A 21,991-nucleotide genomic window follows, 5' to 3' on the forward strand; every position below is an offset into this window, starting at 1 on the left:
CATCGGCTGCTATACCACCGCCTTGCTTCTGCGAAATGACCGAAAGGGTTGAGGATGACACTGCGATTTTCAAACGACATGACCTCCAATGTCATGGCCGAGGTCGTCGCCATCCGCCGGCATCTGCACGAATACCCGGAACTCGGCCTTTCGGAATTCAGGACCTCGGATTTCATTGCCGGCAAGCTTGCCGAATACGGCTACGAGGTGACCCGCGGCCTGGCGAAGACCGGCATGGTCGCCACGCTTCGCAACGGCACAAGCGCCCGCACGGTCGGCATCCGCGCCGATATCGATGCCCTGCCGATCACCGAGGAAACCGGTGCGGACTACGCCAGCAAGAACGCCGGTGTCATGCATGCCTGCGGCCATGACGGACACACCGCCATGCTGCTTGGTGCAGCCAAGATCCTTGCGGAACGGAAGAATTTCGACGGCACGATCCACCTGATCTTCCAGCCGGCGGAAGAGAATTTCGGCGGCGCCAAGATCATGATCGACGAGGGTCTGTTCGATCGCTTTCCCTGCGATGCGGTGTTCGGCCTGCACAACGATCCGGGCATGCCCTTCGGCAAGGTCTTCGTCAAGGAAGGGCCGATCATGGCCGCCGTCGACGATTGCCGCATCATCGTCAACGGTCGCGGCGGCCACGGCGCCGAGCCGCAGGCGGCAGCCGACCCGATCGTTGCCGGCGCCAGCATCATCATGGCGCTGCAGACCGTCGTCTCGCGCAATGTCCACCCGCTCGATCAGGCCGTCGTCACCGTCGGCGCCTTCAATGCCGGCATTGCCAGCAATGTCATTCCCGAACGCGCCGAGATGGCCATCACCATTCGCTCCTTCGACCCGAAGGTGCGCGATCTCCTCGAAGAGCGCATCCGCGCCATCGCCGAAGGCCAGGCCGAAAGCTACGGCATGACCGCAACGGTGGAGTACAGCCGCGGCTACGAGGCGGTGGTCAACCACAAGGCGGAAACGGATTTCGTCAGAGGTCTTGCGAGGAAAGTGGTCGGCCCCGAAAACGTCGCCGAAATCGCCCGCCCGATGATGGGGGCCGAGGATTTCGCCTATATGCTCCTGGAGCGCCCCGGCAGCTACTTTTTCCTAGGGACCGCGAAGACGGACAATGATCCATCCCTCCACCACCCGCGCTTCGACTTCAACGACGATGCATTGCCGATCGGCACGAGCCTGTGGGTGGAACTGGCCGAAGCCTATCTGGCGCTGAAATGACGAGTGGGGCAGTTGCCCCACCGCCGACGCGGAGCGTCTCAGAAAATCCCGAGCGTCACTGCGCCGACGAAGGCGAAGGCGGCAACGGCGATTGCCAGATGCGTGGCGGACTGCCAGCTGGCAAAAGGCGAATGACGGTGAGAAAACGATCTTGTCTGAACAGTCTGTCGCATGATCTTCCTCCAGCTTTATCTTGCCACCATTCTCCGGGTGATGGCTGATGCTACCGTATCCCTATCAACTTGGTAGAGATAAAGTTCCAAGCAGAAAGACAAGATTGGAAAATCCTTTTCCGTTAACGGCCCCATTGTACCGTTAACGGTTTATTATGCCCCTTCGCCTTTTTCCGGCCTTAATCCGGAAATTTCTCCAGCGCCATCCGGAAGACCTCGCCATCAACATTGCCGCCTGAGCAGACCGCAATCACGGTCTCGCCGAGCGTTTCGCCGTGGAAGAGTGCGGCGGCAAGCGCCACCGCTCCGCCCGGCTCGACGACGATCTTCAGGCGGGTGAAGGCCAGCGCCATGGCATGCAGCGCCTGCTCCTCAGTCACCACCAGCCCCGGTCCGGCGAGCCGCTTGACAATCGGGAAGGTGATATCGCCCGGCTGCGGCGCAAGGATTGCATCGCAGAGCGAGCCCGAAAGCGATGCGTTGCGTTCGATCTTTCCGGAGACGAGTGAGCGGGTCATGTCGTCGAAATTTTCCGGCTCGCAGGGATACGTGACGAAGCCCGGCGCCTTCGCTTCCAGCGCAAGCGCAATGCCCGACAACAGCCCCCCGCCGCTGACCGGCACCAGCACATCCGCCTTGTCGATGCCGAGCGCCTGCGCCTGTTCGGCGATCTCCAGCCCGCTCGTGCCCTGGCCAGCAATCACCAGCGGTTCGTCGAACGGCTTGATCAGCGTCAGGTTCCGCTCCTTGGAAAGCCGCGCACCGATTTCGTCGCGGCTCTCCTTCACCCGGTCATAAAGCACCACTTCGGCGCCATAGGCGCGAGTATTGGCAATCTTCAGCGCCGGGGCATCCGCCGGCATGATGATGACGGACGGGATTCCATGCATTCTTGCCGCAAGCGCCACGCCCTGGGCATGGTTGCCGGAGGAAAACGCGATCACGCCCCGCGCCCGATCCTCGGGCGACAACGCGGAAATCGCCGACCAGGCACCGCGGAACTTGAACGATCCCGTATGCTGCAGGCATTCGGCCTTCACCAGCACCCTGCGCCCGGCAATGTCGTCGAGGAAGGGAGAGGAAAGCAACGGGGTCACGCGGGCATGGCCGTCGAGACGGGCTCGGGCGGCTTCGATCATGGCAATATCGGTCATGGAAATCCCAGTTCGAAAATACGAATGGGAAAAATCTATGCGCGCTCAGGGGAGAGGTAAAGCGACAGCTGCCGGGAAGATTGTCACCCTGTCAATTCCATCGGCGCTCAGCCGACAGCGCCATTGGCGAGCGCGCCTATCCTCACCATCGCCTTGATCGGCAGATGGTCGGAGGCGAGCCGCGACAGGGATGTGTCATGGGTTTCCACCCGGTCGATCAGGCCGGGCCGGTTCGCCATGATCCGGTCGAGCGCCAGAACCGGCAGCCGGGAGGGAAAGCTCGGCACCGCCGATGGCAGGCCGAAAACGGTCGAAAGCGTGTTAAGCGACGACCGGTCTCCCAGACGCCATTCGTTGAGATCGCCCATCAGCACCGTCGGATGTTCCTCGCGGGCGCTGAGAATTTCGAGAATCATTCGCGCCTGCTGATGACGGGACCGGTTGAGTAGGCCGAGATGGGCGGCGATCACCCGAAATGTCTGGCCGCCCGTGAGGTCGAGTTCGGCAATCAGCGCACCGCGCGGCTCGAGCCCCGGCAATTTCAACTGGTGCACGTCGCGCACCGCCCCCTCGCGAAAGAACACGACATTGCCGTGCCAGCCATGTGCCTTGGTGACACCCGAGATCGGCACCGGGCAGAGCCCCGTCTCGCGCTCCATCCAGGCGAGATCGAGCAGGCCGCGGCGCTCGCCGAACCGCGTATCGGCCTCCTGCAGCGCGATGATATCTGCCCCGATCTCGCGGATCACCTGCGCGATCCGGCCTGGATCGAACCTGCCGTCCACCCCGACGCATTTGTGCACATTGTAGGAGGCAACGAGAATGCCGGCGGCACGATCATGCGGTGAATGAGCAACCGACCCCCTCGTCTTGCGGGCACGGATGGATGCTAGGATGCTGGCGGGAAGGGTTGCACGCTTTTCAGGCATCGTCGTTCATTCTCAAAATCGGTTCTGGCTGCAAATGTCTGGCACCTACCTTCTATCGGGCGCCTCAATTCTAAAGATATGGTGACGCCAGCCAAAGAACACGTTCGAGAAAACGCTTTGCGAACGGTCTTGCCCGCAGATCATGCAGCGACACCTCCTCTGCAGAGGAAATGGACGTGTCGATCCTTCGTTCCAGCGCTTCGGCGAATGGCCGGTCGAGAACTTCCAGATCGACCTCGAAATTCAGCCTGAGCGACCGCGGATCGATATTGGACGAACCGACATAGGACCAGCAGCCATCGATCGCCATCAGCTTGGAATGGTTGAACGAACCGGATGCCCGCCAGATTCGGCAGTAATTCTTCAGCATCTGGTCGAACTGCGCCGTCATGGCGAGATCGACGAGTTTGAGATTGTTGGCGCTCGGCACGACGATATCGACGGTGACGCCGCGCCGCGCCGCGGTGATCAGCGCCGTGATCAATTCTCGGTCGGGAAGAAAATAGGGAGACGCGATGCGGATCGACGAGCGGGCGATGGAAAAGGCGCCCATCAGCATCTTGTGGTTCGTCTCGATGCTGCGGTCCGGCCCGGAGGAAACGGTCCTGGCGATGACGGGCGATCCCGGCTTGATGTCGGTTTCCGCCTCCGGCACCGGCACTTTCCACGCCTCGCCCTCCAGCCGCTCTCCGGTGGAGAACTGCCAGTCGGCTGCGGAGATCGCCAGAAGATCGGCAACGAGGGGCCCCGTCACCCTGAAATGCGTGTCAAAGGCGCAATCCTTGCCGCTCAACTCCTGCGAAAAGGCCTCGCGGATGTTCATGCCGCCGGTAAAGGCGATCGCGCCGTCGATCACCATGATCTTCCGGTGGGTCCTGAGATTGGCATAGGGCAGGCGCAGGCCGATGATGACATTGCCGTTGAACACGTCGACGGTCACCCCGCCATCCTTCAGCATGCCGAGCACGCTCGGCACCGAATAACGGGCGCCGACCGCATCGATCAGCACCCGCACCTCGACGCCCCGCCGGACGGCGGCGCTCAGCGCCTCGACGAACCGCATGCCGATCCGGTCGCGGTCGAAAATATAGGTTTCGAGCAGGATCGAGCGTTCCGCAGCCCCGATCGCCGCAATCATCGCACCATAGGCGGCATCGCCGTTGTCGAAGGCCGATATGTCGTTGCCCGTCGTCAGGTGATGCCGGGTCACTCGGTCGCCGAGCGTCTTCATCGCCCGGAAACGGTAGCCGAAATCGGCGATCACCTGTTCGTCAGTGGCGTCATAGGAGGCGAAATCGGCGCGCTCGGCCCCCGCCAGCATCGAGCGCCGGTCGCCGATCACGGTGCGCCGCACGCGGTTGACGCCGGCGATCATGTAAAGTGCCGCCCCGACGATCGGCGACAGGATGACGACGCCCACCCAGCCGACTGCCGAGCGAACCTCCTCCTTCGTCATCGTTGCATGGATGGCGGCCGACGCCCCGGCCACAACCGAAATGATGAAAAGGATGTGCGGCCAATAAGCGTCGATGAGTGCGATCATGGCGTCCAATATAGGGACGCCATGACACTAGGCAATCGGGCCTTGAAAGACGTCAGGCAGTAAGTTGCTTGGCGAATTTTTCCAGGCCACGCTCGACCATGTCGAACATCTGGTCGACCTGTTCGCCGGTGATGATCATCGGCGGGCAGAACGCGATGGCATCGCCGATCGCGCGGGTGATGACGCCCTCTTCCATCAAGAGCGGCGCAAGCTTGGCACCGAGCTGGCCGGCGGTAAACCCTTCGCGCGGGGCAAGCTCGAAGGCGCCGATCAGGCCGATGCCGCGGGTTTCGACCACCAGCGGATGCTCGCCGATGGCTTCAAGGCGCTTGAAGAATTTCGGGCTCTGCGCCTTCACATTGCCGACCAGATCGCGCTCCTCGATGATCGCGATGTTTTCCAATGCGACGGCAGCGGCCACAGGATGACCTGCGGCCGTAACCCCATGGCCGAACGTGCCGATCTTCGCCGATTCATCCGCCAGCGGCTGGTAGACATTGTCGTTGATCAGCAACGCCGAGATCGGCTGGTAGGACGACGAGATCTGCTTCGACAGCGTCATCATGTCAGGCTGGAGATTGAAGGTCGTCGTGCCGAACATCTCGCCGGTGCGGCCGAAACCGCAGATCACTTCATCGGCGATGAACAGCACGTCGTATTTTTTCAGAACCTTCTGGATCGCCTCCCAGTATCCGGCCGGCGGCACGATCACGCCGCCCGCGCCCATCACCGGCTCGCCGATGAAGGCGCCGACCGTATCCGGCCCTTCCTTCAGGATCAGGTCTTCCAGATCTTTGGCGCAACGCTCGACAAACTGCGCCTCGCTCTCGCCTTCCGTCTTGAACACCCGGTAATGCGGGCAGGTCGTGTGCAGCACGCGCGACAGCGGCAGGTCGAAGGAGCGGTGATTGTTCGGCAGGCCCGTCAGGCTGGCCGATGCGATCGTCACGCCGTGATAGCCCTTGGTGCGCGAGATGATCTTCTTCTTGTCCGGCTTGCCGAGCGCATTCGACCGGTACCAGACGATCTTCATCGCCGTGTCGTTGGCCTCCGAGCCGGAATTGGTGAAATAGGCCTTCGACATCGGCACAGGCGCCATGCCGATCAGCTTTTCGGCAAGCTCCACCGATGGGCTGTGCGTGCGGGCGGTGAACGTATGGTAGTAAGGCAGCTTCGCCATCTGCTTGGCCGCCGCCTCGACCAGCCGGCTTTCGCCGAAGCCGACGCCGACGCTCCAAAGCCCCGCCATGCCTTCGACATACTGCTTGCCGGCATTGTCGTAGACATAGATCCCCTCGCCCCGCTCGATCACCAGCGCGCCGTCGCGCTCCAGCGCACGGGCATTGGTATAGGAGTGAAGGTGATAGGCCTTGTCGCGGGCCTCGATGGAATTGGGCTGGATGGTCACTGCAAATCTCCTCTCGCAGCAAAAGCGAATAGAGATTTCATAGGAGGAATCGCGCGGGTTGCACAGTGCCAAAAGCAGGGATGGACGGCGCCAGTCGGTGAAAATAATTGACAGGCGCCGCTTCTTCGTTTGGCAGGCTTACTTCGTCGTCATGGCCGCGATCGGCGGCTCGGCGGAAACCGGGATCGGGCTCTTGTATTCCTGACCCTTCAGCCGGCGCTTCAGGTCGGCCCATGCCGCCTCACGCAACGGCTCGCTCTGCAGCGCGGCCAATCCAGTTGCAGCCATCGCCTTGGCGACCGAGACCATGCCCTTGTGGGCGAGCGGGCTCTGGCCCTGCGCCACCACCTGCCAGGTGTGCAGCTGAGTGCCGATCGCCAGCGTCGCGCCATAGGCCTGGACGGTCGGCACCACCCAGCTGACATCGGCGACATCTGTCGATCCGCCCATCTGCCGTACCTCGTTATGCGCCGGCAGCACGAAATCGGCGAGCGGGATATCACGTGGCTCCAGGCGCTCCTGCGCCCAGCTTGCGGCAATGTCCTCAGGCGAAAGCGTAGAGCGGATCTGTTCGGCAAAGGCGACATCATGGGTATCGAAGGCCGGCGCCCCCATGCTGTCCCAGATATCCTGCATGGCATCCATCAGCGGCGTGTTGACGATGAGGTTGGAGACGCCGGCAAGCGTGACGCTCTCCATCTTCGTCTCGGTCATCAGCGCCGCACCTTCAGCCACCTTCTTGACCCGCTCGATCAGCGCGAAAAGACCTTGAAGTTCAGGCGCGCGGATGACGTAGCGCACCTTGGCATGCGCCTGGACGACATTCGGCGAAATGCCGCCCGTATCGAGAATGGCATAGTGGATGCGGCAATCGGACGGCATATGCTCGCGCATATAATTGACACCGACGCTCATCAGTTCGACGGCATCGAGCGCGCTGCGCCCCAGTTCCGGCACAGCGGCAGCATGTGCGGCACGGCCCGTGAAGGTGAAATCGATGCGGCAATTGGCTAGCGAGGTCTCCCGCTGCACGCCGGCGAAATTGCTCGGATGCCAGCTGATCGCGATATCGACGTCGGAAAATGCCCCGTCGCGCACCATGAAGGCCTTGGCCGCACCGCCCTCTTCCGCCGGGCAGCCGTAATAGCGCACCCGGCCGGGCGTACCGGTCTGCTCCAGCCAGTCCTTGATCGCGGTGGCGGCAAGAAGCGATGCCGAGCCGAGCAGATTGTGGCCGCAACCATGGCCATTGGCCCCGGCCGTCAGCGGATCATGTGTCGCAACGCCGGCCCTCTGGCTCAGGCCCGCCAGCGCGTCATATTCCCCCAGAATGGCAATCACCGGGCCGCCACTGCCGGCCTCACCCATCAGCGCAGTCGGAATACCGGCAATATTTTCGGTAATCGCAAAACCCTGCGCCTCAAGCATCTCGCGATGGGCGGCAGCGGACTGCGTCTCCATGTAGCAGGTCTCGGGCGTTTCCCACACCCGGTCCGAAAGTTCCGTGAAAACCTCTGTCTTGCGGTCCACCAGGGCCCAGACCAGCGGGAGATTGGAATTGCCATCAGTCATGAAACGCTTGCCTTGAATGTTGCGAAATGGAAAGCTCGCATACCTACCCCTTTCGGGCGCCAGCGCAATGGCGATTGCAACGATTTGAGGCGACGCTCACGAAATGGGCACCAACATCTCAGATGTGATCAACGGGTGAATCTTAGCGTCTCGACAACCGAGTGATAATCGCTATTCTCGCGCGCCACGGGAATGCGGTAGCGCTCAAAGCAACCGCCTGACCGCAAAACTAAAAACAGAGTGAAGGGGTAAGAGCCGGGAATGGCGTTCTGCCTCAGGCATCGGGAGTGGAACTTGTCCCCCGATGACTGATGGAAACGACAACCTGGCGTGGTCCTGCAGTTTCACCGAATGTTGGGGATATGTCGACCGGCCTAGCGCCTGCATGCCGGTCAGGAGGTGAATAGACAGGGACTTGGCTACCGGATGCGTCAACGCATCGCAATTCAGAGAAATCAACCGCGCCGGCGAAGCTGTCGGTGCAGGTAGGGAGACTATAAATGAAACGTATTGTTACTCTTGCGGCAGCAGCGCTTCTGTCCGCAACATTCTTTGCCGGCGCGGCCAGCGCCAAGACCTTCGTGTTCTGCTCCGAAGGTTCGCCGGAAGGCTTCGATCCGGGCCTCTATACGGCTGGCACCACCTTCGACGCATCGGCGCACCCGATCTACAACCGTCTTCTCGAATTCAAGCCGGGCACCACGCAGCCGGAAGCCGCTCTCGCACAGAGCTGGGACATTTCCGCTGACGGCACCGTCTACACCTTCAAGCTGCGCCCGAACGTGAAGTTCCAGACGACCGACTTCTTCACGCCGACCCGCACGCTGACGGCCGATGACGTCGTGTTCTCGATCGATCGTATGATCAACGAGAAGAACCCCTGGAACAAGTATATCAACGGCGCGTCCTGGGAATATGCCGACGGCATGGGCTTCCCGAAGCTGATCAAGTCGATCGAGAAGGTCGATGACCTGACCGTCAAGTTCACGCTGAACCGCGCCGAAGCTCCGTTCCTCGCCGACCTCGCAATGCCCTTCGCCTCGATCCTGTCGAAGGAATATGCAGATAGCCTCGACAAGGAAGGCAAGAAGGAACAGCTGAACCAGCAGCCGGTCGGCACCGGCCCGTTCACCTTCGTCGCCTACCAGCAGGACGCCATCATCCGCTACAAGAAGAACGCCGATTACTGGGGCACCGCTCCGAAGATCGACGACCTCGTCTTCGCCATCACCACCGATGCCGCCGTTCGTTACCAGAAGCTCAAGGCCGGCGAATGCCACCTGATGCCTTATCCGAATGCTGCAGACGTCGCCTCGATGAAGGCCGACCCGAACCTCAAGGTCATGGAACAGGAAGGCCTTAACATCGCCTACCTCGCCTACAACACGACCCAGGCTCCGTTCGACAAGCCTGAAGTCCGCAAGGCACTCAACATGGCCATCAACAAGAAGGCCATCGTCGACGCCGTCTTCCAGGGCATGGCAACGCCTGCAACCAACCCGATCCCGCCGACCATGTGGTCCTACAACAAGGACATCAAGGACGACGCCTACAATCTCGACGCCGCCAAGAAGATGCTGGCAGACGCTGGCGTGAAAGACCTTTCCATGAAGGTCTGGGCGATGCCGGTTTCGCGTCCCTACATGCTGAACGCCCGCCGCGCTGCCGAAATCATCCAGGACGATTTCGCCAAGATCGGCGTCAAGGTCGAGATCGTCTCCTACGAATGGGCTGAATACCTGCAGCGTTCGAAGGACGTGAAGCGTGACGGCGCAGCCATCATGGGCTGGACCGGCGACAACGGCGACCCGGACAACTTCCTCGACACCCTGCTCGGCTGCGATGCCGTTGGCGGCAACAACCGCGCGCAGTGGTGCAACAAGGACTTCGACGCCCTCGTCAAGAAGGCCAAGTCGACCGCTGACCAGGGTGAACGTGCAAAGCTCTATGAGCAGGCACAGGTCATCTTCAAGAAGGAAGCTCCCTGGGCAACCATCGACCACTCTCTCGCCGTCGTTCCGATGGCCAAGGGCGTGACCGGCTTTACCCAGAGCCCGCTTGGCGATTTCACCTTCGAAAACGTCGACATCGCCGAGTAATCGGACGCGATCACAACTTTTTGCCGCGGGACGCGTTGCGTTTCCCGCGGCATTTTCTTAAGAGACGCCCAAAAAATAATGGCGGTGACGCCACAATCGCCGCTTCCCGGGCTTGACAAAAAGCCGGTACCGGCCGGCAGCAAGCCCTTAAAGGTTTAAAATGTTTGGCTTCCTACTGCGGCGCCTCGCCGTCCTGATCCCGACGTTCATCGGTGTCTCCATCATCGCTTTCTCCTTCATCCGGCTTCTGCCCGGCGACCCGGTAGCCCTGCTGTCGGGCGAACGCGTCATGTCTCCGGAGCGTCATGCGCAGATCACCCATGATCTCGGCATGGACCGCCCGATGGTCGTCCAGTATTTCGATTACCTGAACGGCGTGCTGCATGGCGATTTCGGCACCTCGATCGTCTCGAAGAAGCCGGTCCTCGACCAGTTCCTGACGCTGTTCCCGGCGACCGTCGAACTGTCCTTCTGTGCCATCATCATCGCCATTGCCCTCGGCATTCCGGCCGGCGTGATCGCCGCGATGAAGCGCGGCTCCATCTTCGACCAGGGGCTGATGGGCATCGCGCTTGTCGGCTATTCCATGCCGATCTTTTGGTGGGGCCTGCTACTGATCATCCTGTTTTCCGGCATCCTGCAATGGTTTCCGGTTTCCGGCCGCATATCGCTGATGTTCTATTTCCCGCAGGTCACCGGCTTCATGCTGATCGACTCGCTGCTCTCTGGCCAGAAGGGTGCTTTTTCATCGGCGCTCAGCCACCTGGCGCTGCCTTCGATCGTGCTCTCCACCATCCCGCTTGCCGTCATCGCCCGCCAGACACGCTCCGCCATGCTGGAAGTCCTGTCGGAAGACTATGTCCGCACCGCCCGCGCCAAGGGCCTGTCGCCCTTCCGCGTCGTCGGCATCCATGCGCTGCGCAATGCCATGATCCCGGTCATCACCACCATCGGCCTGCAGGTCGGCGTGATGCTCGCCGGCGCCATCCTCACCGAGACGATCTTCTCCTGGCCGGGTATCGGCAAATGGATCCTCGATAGCGTCTTCCGCCGCGACTATGCCGTCATCCAGGGCGGTCTGCTTCTGATCGCCGCGATCATCATGATCGTGAACCTCGTCGTTGACCTGCTCTATGGCCTGGTCAATCCACGCATCCGCCACTAGTCCGCCGACAAGAAGGAGAAAATTCCCATGGCAGATACAGTCATCACCAAGACCGCCGAGCCGGTGACCAGCGGCCAGATGCGCCGCCAGATGCTGCGCGAGTTCTGGTTCTACTTCGCCGAAAACCGCGGTGCCGTGCTGGGCCTGTTCGTGTTCGTACTGCTTGTTCTCATTGCAGTGCTGGCACCGCTCATCGCCCCCCATTCGCCTTTCGAACAGTATCGCGATGCGGTTTTGAAGCCGCCGGCATGGTCCGAAGGCGGTTCCACCACCTATCTGCTCGGCACCGATCCGGTCGGCCGCGACATCCTCTCCCGGCTGATCTACGGCGCCCAGTATTCGCTCTTCGTCGGCCTTGTCGTCACCACTCTGTCTCTGGTCTTCGGCATCGTCATCGGCGTAATCGCCGGCTTCTACCGCGGCTGGCTCGACACGATCATCATGCGCCTGATGGACATGATCCTTGCCGTGCCCTCGCTGCTTCTGGCTCTGGTTCTGGTCACCATTCTCGGCCCCGGCCTCGACAGCGCGATGATCTCGATTGCCGTGACGCTGCAGCCGCATTTCGTCCGCCTGACGCGCGCCGCCGTGATGGCGGAAAAGACCCGTGACTACGTCACCGCCGCTCGCATTGCCGGTGCGAGCCCCATGCGCCTGATGTTCCGAACCATCCTGCCGAACTGCACCGCGCCACTGATCGTCCAGGCAACGCTGTCCTTCTCCAACGCCATCCTCGATGCGGCCGCCCTCGGCTTCCTCGGTATGGGCGCCCAACCGCCGACCCCCGAATGGGGCACGATGCTGGCCGAGGCCCGCGAATTCATCCTGCGCGCCTGGTGGGTCGTCACCTTCCCGGGCCTTGCAATCCTCATCACCGTTCTTGCCATCAACCTGATGGGCGACGGCCTGCGCGACGCGCTTGACCCGAAGCTGAAGAGGTCCTGATCATGTCGCTTCTCACCATAGACAATCTCGTCGTCGAGTTCGAAACCGCCACCGGCTGGTTCCGCGCCGTCGATGGCGTCTCGATCTCCGTCGACAAGGCCGAAGTTCTGGCAATCGTCGGTGAATCCGGCTCCGGCAAATCGGTCTCGATGCTCGCCGTCATGGGCCTTCTGCCCTGGACGGCCAAGATCACCGCCGATCGCATGCTGTTCGAAGGCCGCGATATCCAGAAGCTCAGCCCGGCCGAGCGCCGCAAGCTGATCGGCAAGGATATTGCCATGATCTTCCAGGAGCCGATCGCCAGCCTCAACCCGTGCTTCACGGTCGGCTTCCAGATCGAGGAAGTGCTGCGCATCCATCTCGGCTTGGGCAAAAAGGAACGCCGCGCCCGTGCCATCGACCTCTTCACCCAGGTCGGCCTGCCCAACCCGGCCGAGCGGATGAACAGTTTTCCGCACCAGATGTCGGGGGGCCAGTGCCAGCGCGTGATGATCGCCATCGCGATTGCCTGCAGCCCGAAGCTGCTGATCGCCGACGAGCCGACCACCGCGCTCGACGTGACGATCCAGAAGCAGATCCTCGACCTGATCATGGACCTGCAGGCCCGCACCGGCATGGGCCTGATCATGATCACCCACGACATGGGCGTGGTGGCCGAAACGGCCGACCGCGTCGTCGTGCAATATAAGGGCCGCAAGATGGAAGAGGCCGACGTGCTCTCCCTCTTCGAAAACCCGAAGAGCAATTACACCAAGGCGCTTCTGGCCGCCCTGCCGGAAAATGCCACCGGCGACCGCCTCACCACGGTTTCCGCCTTCTTCGACGGCACACCGGAACCCGCCCCCTCGGCAGCAACCAGCGGAGCATCGGCATGAGCGAAAACAACAACATCATGCTCGAAGTGCGCGACATCAAGCGCGACTACGACCTGCCGGCCGGCTTCATGAAGCCGAAGAAGACCGTCCATGCGGTCAAGGGCGTCTCCTTCAAGCTGGAGCGCGGCAAGACGCTGGCAATCGTCGGTGAATCCGGCTGCGGCAAGTCCACGCTCGCCCGCATGATTACCTTCATCGACGAGCCGACCGCCGGCGAACTGTTCATCGATGGCCAGAAGATGGATACCCGCCCCGGCCACCTGACGCCCGAAATGCGCCAGAAGGTGCAGATCGTCTTCCAGAACCCCTATGGCTCCTTGAACCCACGCCAGAAGATCGGCGACGTGCTGGGCGAACCGCTGGCGATCAACACCTCGATGTCGGCCAATGAACGCCGCGACCGCGCCACCGAAATGCTGATCAAGGTCGGCCTCGGCCCGGAACACTATAACCGCTACCCGCACATGTTCTCCGGCGGCCAGCGCCAGCGCATCGCCATTGCCCGCGCGCTGATGATGAACCCGAAGTTGCTCGTGCTCGATGAGCCAGTTTCGGCCCTCGACCTCTCGGTCCAGGCTCAGGTTTTGAATCTTCTGGCCGACCTGCAGGACGAGTTCGATCTCACCTATGTCTTCATCAGCCACGACCTCTCGGTCGTGCGCTACATCGCCGACGAGGTGATGGTCATGTATTTCGGCGAAGCGGTCGAAACCGGCACCCGTGACGAGGTGTTTTCCAACCCGAAGCACGAATACACGCAGACCCTGTTCAAGGCGACGCCGAAGGCCGACGTGGAATCGATCCGCGCCCGGATTGCAGCCAAGAAGGCTGCCTCGGCGGCTTGATCGTCTCTTTCCGTCGATGGCGGAAAGACCCCTCCCAACCCTCCCCACAAGGGGGAGGGCTTAACCTGGCCGCAACGTCTACGTTCAATTGAGGCAAATGGGCACGGCATGTCTTCTCCCCCCTTGTGGGGGAGATGGCCGGCAGGCCAGAGAGGGCCTTCTTAACTCCCGCCCAACCTATTCCACAAACACCCTCACACTCGCAGCCCTCCCCGCCGCATCGATCACCGTCAGCGTCGAGAACCCCGCCCCTTCCGGTAGCCACTCATTGGTGCGGCGGCGGGAAAGCTCGGCGAGCGGTTTGCCGTTGGCAAGCCAGCGGAAGGGCGGGCGGCCGCCCTGTAGCTTCAGCACCAGCGGGGACATATCTCCCGCCTCGGCGCCGAGATCGACCTTTGCCCCTTCCGGCGGATAGACGATCTGTGGCGCGGGCTCGCGCGTTCCTCCGCCGAGCGCGGAACGGATCAGCCCGCTCGCCGTCATCGAAAACCGTCTTTGCCCGATCGGCAATTCCGTCTGCGACAGCCGCACGGCGCCCGCTGGCGCTGCCGGATGCGGCGTGATCGGCACGCCCGAACGCGAAAACGCCTCAAACAGGATAGGCGCCGCCGTCATGTAGCCGGCAATGCCGGGCACCGCGCCATTATCCGGCCGCCCGACCCAGACGCCCAGCACATAGCGCCCGTCATAGCCCACCGACCATGCATCGCGATAACCGTAGCTCGTGCCGGTCTTGTAGGCGATGCCGAGCCTGCGCGCGCCGGTCGGCGGCAGGAGGTCGGAGAGAATATCCGTGACGTTCCAGATCGCCTGCGGCTCCAGCAGCGCCTCGTTGTCGAGAACCGCCGGCTTCTCGTCGATACCGTTGCCGACCCGGACCGGCTGGCCGCCATTGGCAAGCGCCGCATAGGCCTGAACGAGATCCTTCAGCGTGATGCCGACACCGCCGAGCCCGATCGCCAACCCCGGCGTCTCGTTTGGCGGCAACACGGGATGCACATCAGCACGGCGAAACCGGATCATCAGCCGCGACGGACCGACCGCATCGAGCAGCCGAACGGCCGGCACGTTGAGCGATAGTTGCAGCGCCTGCCTCACCGTCACCTCGCCCTGATAGGTCATGTCGAAATTCTTCGGCCGGTAGCCGAAGAAATCCGCCGGCCGGTCCTCGATCATCGTTTCCTGGGAAACAAGCCTCTGCTCGAAGGCAAGCCCGTAGATGAACGGCTTCAGCGTCGAGCCCGGAGAGCGCAGCACCCGCGTCATGTCGATCCAGCCGGACCGCCCGGCATCGAAATAATTCGCCGAACCCACCTCGCCGACGATCTCGCCGGTCTTCGCATCCGCCATCACCATCGCCAGCGATACTTTCGGCGCGAGCCTCGCGGATGCCTCGCGCGCAACGTCCTCCAACCTCTGCTGGATGCCGAGCTTCAGCGTGCTGCGATAATCTTCTGCACCCGGTCTCTTGCGGATAGCCGCTTCCGCCAGATGCGCCGCATAGGCCGGCAATTGCAGCCTTTTACGCGGCACCGGATCGTCCTCAGCCCGTTCCGCTTCGCCCTCGCCCGTCACCTCGGCCACGGCAGCGCGGGTCAGAACCCGCTCGCGCGCAGCGATGGCCGCCTGCGGATGCCGATCGGGCCGGCGCTGTTCCGGCGATTGCGGCAGGGCGACGAGGAGTGCCGCCTCCGCCACCGTCAGCCGCTTCGGTTCCTTGCCGAACCAGGCAAGGCTCGCGGCCCGGACCCCCTCGATATTGCCGCCATAGGGGGCATGGGTGAGATAGAGTTGCAGGATCTCTCGCTTCGTCAGCCGACGCTCGATCTGGATGGCGCGGGCGACCTGCAAAAGCTTTGCCGAAAACGACCGCGTCTCGCGCGGCTCGATCAGCCGCGCCACCTGCATCGACAGCGTCGAGGCGCCGGAAACGATACGGCCATTGGTCAGGAGCTGGAATGCGGCACGTCCGATTGCCCTGAGATCAATGCCGCCATGCGCGTAGAAGCGTCGATCCTCGTAGCCGATCAGCATCGCAAGAAAGCGCGGATCGACATCCTCGACATCAGTCTTCAGCCGCCACCGCCCCTCCGGCGTCGCAAACGCCCTGAGCAACTGCCCATCGGCATCCAGCACTTCCGCCGAAACGACCCCGGCACTGTCCAGCGGCGGCGGATAGGCTCGATCGGCCCATTCAAGACCGGCATAGGTCGACACTGCCATAAAGAGGCAGGCGCCAAGGCCGATCGTGAATTTCCACCTGCGTTTCATGCGGGTTCTTCTTAGCCTCACTCTATCGAGAGCGCATATTACCGTCGGATCGCGCAACGGCACGACGAGGATTTTATGACAGAAAGTCCCCTCCCAAACCCTCCCCACAAGGGGGAGGGCTTAACCCGGCCGATCCGCCGAACCTCTATTGAGGCAAGCGATTGCCGCGGGTCTTCTCCCCCCTTGTGGGGGAGATGGCCGGCAGGCCAGAGGGGGACTTGCTTCACAATTCGGTGTTGCTGCGAGTCAGGATGGGGCAAAGGCCCACAGCCATCCTTCGCCCCCCTCACTGCCCCGCCACAACCTCCATCTTGCCCATAGCGGTCCGTGCCGAAAACTGCGGGCGATACATATCCTCCACCTGCGCCGCCGGAACATCGTACGTTCCCGGCGTCACGGCGCGCACCACATAGGCGAGCTTGATCTCCCGGTTATCGCCGGCGCTGCGGTCGAGGGCTGCGACGAAGCGGTCGTTGCGGAATTCCGTATGTGCCGCCTGCACCTCGTCGAGCCAATCGAAATTCGACAGGTTGGCGCTGTTGACGATCGACGGATTGTCGATCTCGAACCCGGCCGGCAACAGATCAGTGACGACGATGCGCGACGGCCAGTCATTGGTCTCGGTCACCGTCAGCACCACCACATAGCGGTCGTTCTGTCTGGCTTGGCTGACATTCGCCTCTTCGCCCGCCATCGTGTAATAGGCACGCGAAATCTTGAACCCGTCGCCGCCGGCCGAAAGCGGCGTTGCCGGGGCGGCAACCGTGGTGATCGCCGCAGACAGGGCATCACCACTGTCATTGCGCACCGTCAGCGGATGATCGAGCAGCACATCCCCCGCCATCTGCGACATCAGCGTGCCACTAAGGTCGGCGCCGTTGACGTTGAGACGCAGGTTGTCATCGCCATTCTGCAGCGCGCGGGCGGCAAGCAGCATCCAGGTCTGCTCCTGGGTGCTGGTATATTTCTTAGCACCCCATTCCTTGGCGACGACGGCCGCCAGATCCGGCACGATCGGCGGCACCGGCCGGCTTTCGGCCGCGAGCGCCAGAACCGCAGCACCGTCACGCAACGAGGAGCCGTAGTCGGAGCGGACGAGGCTGACCTTGTGCACCTGCGCATCCTCGGACATTTGCAGCGCCGCATTGAAGATCGATTTCGACCGCTGGCTGTCGCCATAGAGCGAAAGCGCCGCCGCGATATGCGCCTTGGCAAGCGGGGTCGGAAAATCGTTGATGAGCGTATCGGCGTAATATCTGAGATCGCTGATCGCGGCCTTGCGGTTGCGCGCCAGAACATAGAGTGCATAGGCGATCTGGTTGCCCTGATCGCGCACATTCGTCGTATAGGCGAGCGTGTTCTGCAGGTTCTCCAGCGCCTGCACCAGCGGCTGTTCCGGCACCTCATACCCCTGCTCGCGCGCCCGCGACAGGAAATCGGTCAAATAGGAATCGAGCCAGAGATCATTGCCCGCACCATCCGGCCCCCAGAGCCCGAAACTACCGGCGGAGGCCTGGAAGGACAGCACGCGATAGATCGCATCCTGCACCCGTTTCTTCACCTCGGCATCGTCGGCAAGCCCGTTTTTCACCGCCATCTCGCTCAGATAGAGGAGCGGCAATGCCCGGCTCGTCGTCTGCTCGGCGCAGCCGTAAGGGTAGCGGTCAAGGCTCATCAGCAAGGCTGGAATATCGAAGGCATTGGACCGGCTGACATTGACGCTGACGGAAGCTCCCTGCAGCACGCTGTCTGCCAGAAGATTGCCGTCCACCGTGACGCTTGCACCCGGTTTCAGATCGACCAGCCGACGCTCCGTCACCGGCAGGGCTGCCGGGCGAACAGGGATGTTGAGGACCTGATCGACCGCAAGACCCGAGCCATTGGCAAGCCGGATCGACAGAGTACCATCGCCCGGTTCGATACCGACCAGCGGCAGCGTGACGCTCGCCTTGCCGCCCGCGGAAAGTTCCACCGGCTTGATGGCGCTCTGGCCGACGGCGACCGCATCGCTGGTCTTGACCGTCAGGTCATAGCTGCCGGCAGGGCCATCGGTATTGGCAATGTCGAGCCGCAGATTGCTGTCGTCTCCCGGCGCCAGGAAACGCGGCAGGCTAGAGGTTATGACGATCGGATCACGGATGATGACATCCTTGACCCCGTGCCCGACGCCGGATTTCGACCAGGCGACTGCCATGACCCGCGCCGTGCCGTTGAATTGCGGAATGTCGAAGGAGACATGCGCCTTGCCGTCACCGTCGAGCTTTACCGGACCGGAGAAGAAGGCGACGAGCTTTTCCTTCGGCGGGCTTGCCTGCAGCGCCATGTTGCCGCCATCACCACCGGTCCTCAGACGCCCGGTGGCACCGAGCGACCCGTCGATCAGCCGGCCGTAGATATCGCGGATTTCCAGCCCGAGCCGCCGCTGGCCGAAATACCAGTCATCCGGCGCCGGGGGCTCGTAACGGGTGAGATTGAGAATGCCGACATCGACGGCGGCAACCGTCACATAGGCATCCTCATTGGCCCCGGCGCCCGCCACCTGCAGTGAAATATCGAGCGGCTGGCGCGGCAGCACCTTGTCCGGCGCAGTGATGGCGACCGACAGATCGCGCGCCTCCGGATCGACCTTCAGCCATGTGACCCCGATCGCCCGCATCGGCATGTGGTTTTCACGCGCCTCGCCCGGCCTGTAGAGCGTCGCTGTAATATAAGACCCGGCACCCCATTCCTTGGTCACCGGAATATCCACCTCGCCGCCATGTTCCGGAATGCTGGCGGTCTTCACCGAGATCAGCGCCTCGGATCCGGCCATCACCATCAACTCGCCGGCATAGCGCGACGAGACTTTCAGTTTGGCGGTGTCACCGACCTTGTAGCTCGGCTTGTCGAGCGCGATTTCCAGCGCATCCGGCGTATCGGTCGACGTGGCGGTGACGAACCAGCCGGCATCGAACTCGACGCTTGAGGCCGGGCCGCCATTGTCGGCCGTCTCGACCTCGAGCCGGTAGCGGCCCCACTCGACCGGCACGGAAATACGCCCGCCATCCGTCGTCACGTCGATCGTGCCATTGGCCACCTGACGCGTGCGGGTGATCGGCTCGTAACGCCAGGAATTGCCGTCGCGATACCACTGGTAATCCTGCTCGACCTTGACGAGTTTCCACGGCAGGCCCTTGGACACCTGCTTCGCCCCGGCCTCATCGACGAGGATGACGTTGAAATTGCCGACCGCACCTTCCGGCAGGTCGCCGGAAAATTCCGGTTTGATGCCGATCCGCGGCCCGTCGGCCTTGACCGGCAGCGACAGCGTCCGCTCGATCGCCCGTCCACCTGTCTCCTGCATCCTGACGGTGATATCGGCATTGAGAAGCCTGGTGGTCGATGGCAGTTCGGCGACATCGGCGTCGAACTCGGCCTTGCCCTCTTCATCGGTCTCGGAAAGCGCATCAAGCGGAATGCGCACGGTCTCGGTTTCCTCCTCGTCGGCAAGGCCGAACTGGTAGCCGGGGAAGGCAGCATTGTCGCGAATCGGTTTCAGCGCAATCTCGCCTTCGAGGCCGAGACCGGCCGCCGGGGCGCCATAAAGGAAACGCCCGTCGATCGAAACCTTGGCCGGCTCACCGACCGCAATTTCCTTCGCCTCGCTCGTCATGTCGAACTCGATGCGATCCGGTACGAAATCGTCGACGAGAAATGTCTTTTCACCGATCGCCGAACCCTTGGGATCGGTAAACACCTGCATCGTCCAGGTGCCGCGCATCGATGTGTCTTGCAGGGCCAGATCCAGCGTATAGCCGCCGAGATTGCCGCTCTCCACCATCCGCCGATCCTCGACGCCGTCCGGGCGCAGGAAGACGAAAGTGAGCGGCAGGTTCTCGATCGCGGTTGCATCGATAGTGCGGGCAAGCGCACTGGCATGCACCACCTCGCCCGGCCGATAGATGCCGCGCTCGGTAAAGGCGAGAAGGTCGATCGCCCCCGGCGCCGGGCGCCCGGTCACGCCGCGGTCGGAGAGATCGAAACCGGCGCGGGTCATGTCGAGGAAGACATAATCCTGGCCATTGTTTTGAGCTGTCAGCACCGCCGGCACCATCGCCGCCGTGCCGCGCATCAGCCCGGCGGTAAACGTCGCCTTACCGTCGGCATCGGTCTTAGCGGTGCCGAGGATTTCGTTGTTCTTGGCGAGAAGCTGCAGGTCGACACCGGCAATCGGCTTGGCCGACCCGAGCGAGCGGGCAAACACAGTGAGGCCATCCGTGCCGGCATAGGTGGTAAGCCCGATATCGGAGACGACGAACCATTGCGTCGCGCGGTCGTCCCATTCCTGATTGACGGCATTGGCGGCGGCCGCCGTCAGCACATAGACGCCGGGCTTGCGCTGCGGCAGTGCCTCGTCGACCGGGAAACTGGTCGTCACGTCCTTGTTCAGCTCCTGACCGAGATCGATCGTCCCCTGCCAGACCAGTTCGCCGTTTTCCTGCTCGATCCGGTCGGCGCTGTAGCCGCTCATCTGGGTGAGGAACTGCGAATTGGTCAGAAGCGGCGCAATGTTGCGATCGCCGATCCGGTAAAGCTTCAGGTTCGCCCGCTCGGTATTGACCGAAACGATCGGAATGCCGCGCCGCGCCGTCGACGGCAGCACGAAGCTGTCGCCGGTAAACCGCACCAGCGGCGAGCGATCCTTCACATAGATGTCGAGATCGACCTGCGCCGCCAGCGGTTCGTCAACCGAGGATGGCAGGCCGCGGCGCAAGGAGAGCTTGTAGCGCTGGCCATGGGTCAGGCCTTCGACGCAGATCTGGTTGTCCTTCGCCTCCATTGCCTTCGGCGCCTTGCCGTCGAGCGTCACGAAGGGCGCATAATCCGTACCGGCCTTGATCAGCGGTTCGGAAAACTGGACGCAGGCGCGGGGATTGGCACTGTCGGCATCGACCGTATTGCCGGTCACGCGGAAACCCTGCCGCTCGCGCAGGTCATTATAGGCGGCCTGCACCGTGCGGGCGCTGACAAGCGCGAGGCTTTGCTTGTAGGCGGTCAGCGCCTGCCGGTAATTCTGCTGCTTGGCAAGGGCGGCGCCGAGCACCGCCAGCGCATCGGCACGCGCCTGCGTCGTGCGCGACGTCAGATAGCCGTTGATCGCCGCAAGCGTGCCCTCGCTGTCGGCCGAGCTGTTATCCTTGGCAATGCCGGCGGCACGCGAAAGCGCAATCCACAGGTCGCAGTCATCCGGGGTCAGCGATAGCGCACCCTTGTAATTGTAGATCGCCGTATCGACCCGGCCGGAGAGAAGCTCGTTCTGGGCAATCGTCTTCAGGTTCTCGATACCGTAACCCTGCTGGTTGTCGCCGAGTGCCAGCCCGTCCTTCTGTTCGCGCGCCTGGGTCAGCACCTCGTCCGACAGGAAAGTCAGCCGCGGCGGAGCGCCGATATCCGGCTGAGCCGCCGCCTCGACGATCTTGCCGGCGACAGCACCGGCAAAGGTGTTGAGCTGGCCGTAATCGGTCTTGAGGAAGCACCACTTGGCTTTGACATTATAGGTGAAGGCACGGCACTGGGTGTCGCCGATGCAGGCGGTGGCACACTGGTCCTGGCTGACATTCTTCACTGTCCTGAGGTCGAAGCCGGTATAGTCGCTATCCGCCGTCGTCTCGATGCGGCGCTCGGCCGCCTGCAGCGGCAAGGCCAGCGGGCCGACAAGGCTAAAGACTGCCATTGCAAAAGCGGAAAAGCCGAAGATCGCGCGCCTAGACATGAAAAGTCCCCCCGTGGCTGCCGTCGG

At 62.5% G+C, this 21,991-nt stretch carries 14 protein-coding genes; 6 read left to right on the plus strand and 8 right to left on the minus strand.

Features of this window, described 5'->3' with window-relative positions:
• Positions 1-54 precede the first annotated feature (54 nt).
• Complete coding sequence (locus tag NCHU2750_RS17925; RefSeq protein ID WP_162939673.1) at positions 55-1,233, plus strand: M20 aminoacylase family protein; 1,179 nt, start codon at positions 55-57, stop codon at positions 1,231-1,233.
• 38 nt (positions 1,234-1,271) lie between these two features.
• Here the strand turns inward: NCHU2750_RS17925 and NCHU2750_RS31185 are convergent, their stop codons facing one another.
• The 6 genes from NCHU2750_RS31185 to NCHU2750_RS17950 all read right to left on the minus strand — a co-directional run bounded on the left by NCHU2750_RS31185 (position 1,272) and on the right by NCHU2750_RS17950 (position 8,012).
• Positions 1,272-1,406: a hypothetical protein gene (locus tag NCHU2750_RS31185; RefSeq protein ID WP_256377693.1), complete on the minus strand. Its 135-nt coding sequence runs from the start codon at positions 1,404-1,406 to the stop codon at positions 1,272-1,274.
• Positions 1,407-1,585: 179 nt separating this feature from the next.
• Positions 1,586-2,560 (minus strand): threonine ammonia-lyase, encoded by a 975-nt coding sequence (locus NCHU2750_RS17930; protein WP_119941792.1) that lies wholly within the window; start codon positions 2,558-2,560, stop codon positions 1,586-1,588.
• Positions 2,561-2,667: 107 nt separating this feature from the next.
• Positions 2,668-3,489: an endonuclease/exonuclease/phosphatase family protein gene (locus NCHU2750_RS17935; RefSeq protein ID WP_119941794.1), complete on the minus strand. Its 822-nt coding sequence runs from the start codon at positions 3,487-3,489 to the stop codon at positions 2,668-2,670.
• Between the two features lie 70 nt (positions 3,490-3,559).
• Positions 3,560-5,032 (minus strand): phospholipase D-like domain-containing protein, encoded by a 1,473-nt coding sequence (locus NCHU2750_RS17940; protein ID WP_119943495.1) that lies wholly within the window; start codon positions 5,030-5,032, stop codon positions 3,560-3,562.
• Between the two features lie 52 nt (positions 5,033-5,084).
• A complete protein-coding gene (locus NCHU2750_RS17945; protein ID WP_119941796.1) occupies positions 5,085-6,440 on the minus strand; it encodes an aspartate aminotransferase family protein in 1,356 nt (451 codons plus the stop codon).
• A gap of 138 nt (positions 6,441-6,578) precedes the next feature.
• Entirely contained in the window at positions 6,579-8,012 is a 1,434-nt protein-coding gene (locus NCHU2750_RS17950; protein WP_119941799.1) for a M20 family metallopeptidase, read from the minus strand.
• Between the two features lie 500 nt (positions 8,013-8,512).
• On the opposite strand from NCHU2750_RS17950, the gene NCHU2750_RS17955 reads away from it, so the two are divergent.
• From NCHU2750_RS17955 to NCHU2750_RS17975, 5 genes are all read left to right on the plus strand, one after another.
• On the plus strand, positions 8,513-10,111 hold the full coding sequence (locus tag NCHU2750_RS17955; RefSeq protein ID WP_119941801.1) for an ABC transporter substrate-binding protein: 1,599 nt from the start codon (positions 8,513-8,515) through the stop codon (positions 10,109-10,111).
• Between the two features lie 160 nt (positions 10,112-10,271).
• Positions 10,272-11,276: an ABC transporter permease subunit gene (locus tag NCHU2750_RS17960; RefSeq protein ID WP_119941803.1), complete on the plus strand. Its 1,005-nt coding sequence runs from the start codon at positions 10,272-10,274 to the stop codon at positions 11,274-11,276.
• 27 nt (positions 11,277-11,303) lie between these two features.
• Positions 11,304-12,221, plus strand: coding sequence for an ABC transporter permease subunit (locus tag NCHU2750_RS17965; protein ID WP_119941805.1), 918 nt, complete (start codon positions 11,304-11,306; stop codon positions 12,219-12,221).
• A gap of 2 nt (positions 12,222-12,223) precedes the next feature.
• Entirely contained in the window at positions 12,224-13,096 is an 873-nt protein-coding gene (locus NCHU2750_RS17970) for an ABC transporter ATP-binding protein (protein ID WP_119941807.1), read from the plus strand.
• Positions 13,093-13,941, plus strand: a complete 849-nt coding sequence (locus NCHU2750_RS17975) for a dipeptide ABC transporter ATP-binding protein (protein WP_119941809.1) — start codon at positions 13,093-13,095, stop codon at positions 13,939-13,941. The genes NCHU2750_RS17970 and NCHU2750_RS17975 overlap by 4 nt, the downstream gene beginning before the upstream one ends.
• A gap of 177 nt (positions 13,942-14,118) precedes the next feature.
• On the opposite strand, the gene pbpC is transcribed toward NCHU2750_RS17975, so the two are convergent.
• Positions 14,119-16,212 (minus strand): penicillin-binding protein 1C, encoded by a 2,094-nt coding sequence (gene pbpC / locus NCHU2750_RS17980; RefSeq protein ID WP_119941811.1) that lies wholly within the window; start codon positions 16,210-16,212, stop codon positions 14,119-14,121.
• A gap of 286 nt (positions 16,213-16,498) precedes the next feature.
• Positions 16,499-21,964 (minus strand): alpha-2-macroglobulin family protein, encoded by a 5,466-nt coding sequence (locus NCHU2750_RS17985; protein ID WP_119941813.1) that lies wholly within the window; start codon positions 21,962-21,964, stop codon positions 16,499-16,501.
• Positions 21,965-21,991 lie beyond the last annotated feature (27 nt).

Origin of the sequence: Neorhizobium sp. NCHU2750 (assembly GCF_003597675.1) — a bacterium.
Taxonomy (GTDB): Bacteria; Pseudomonadota; Alphaproteobacteria; order Rhizobiales; family Rhizobiaceae; genus Neorhizobium.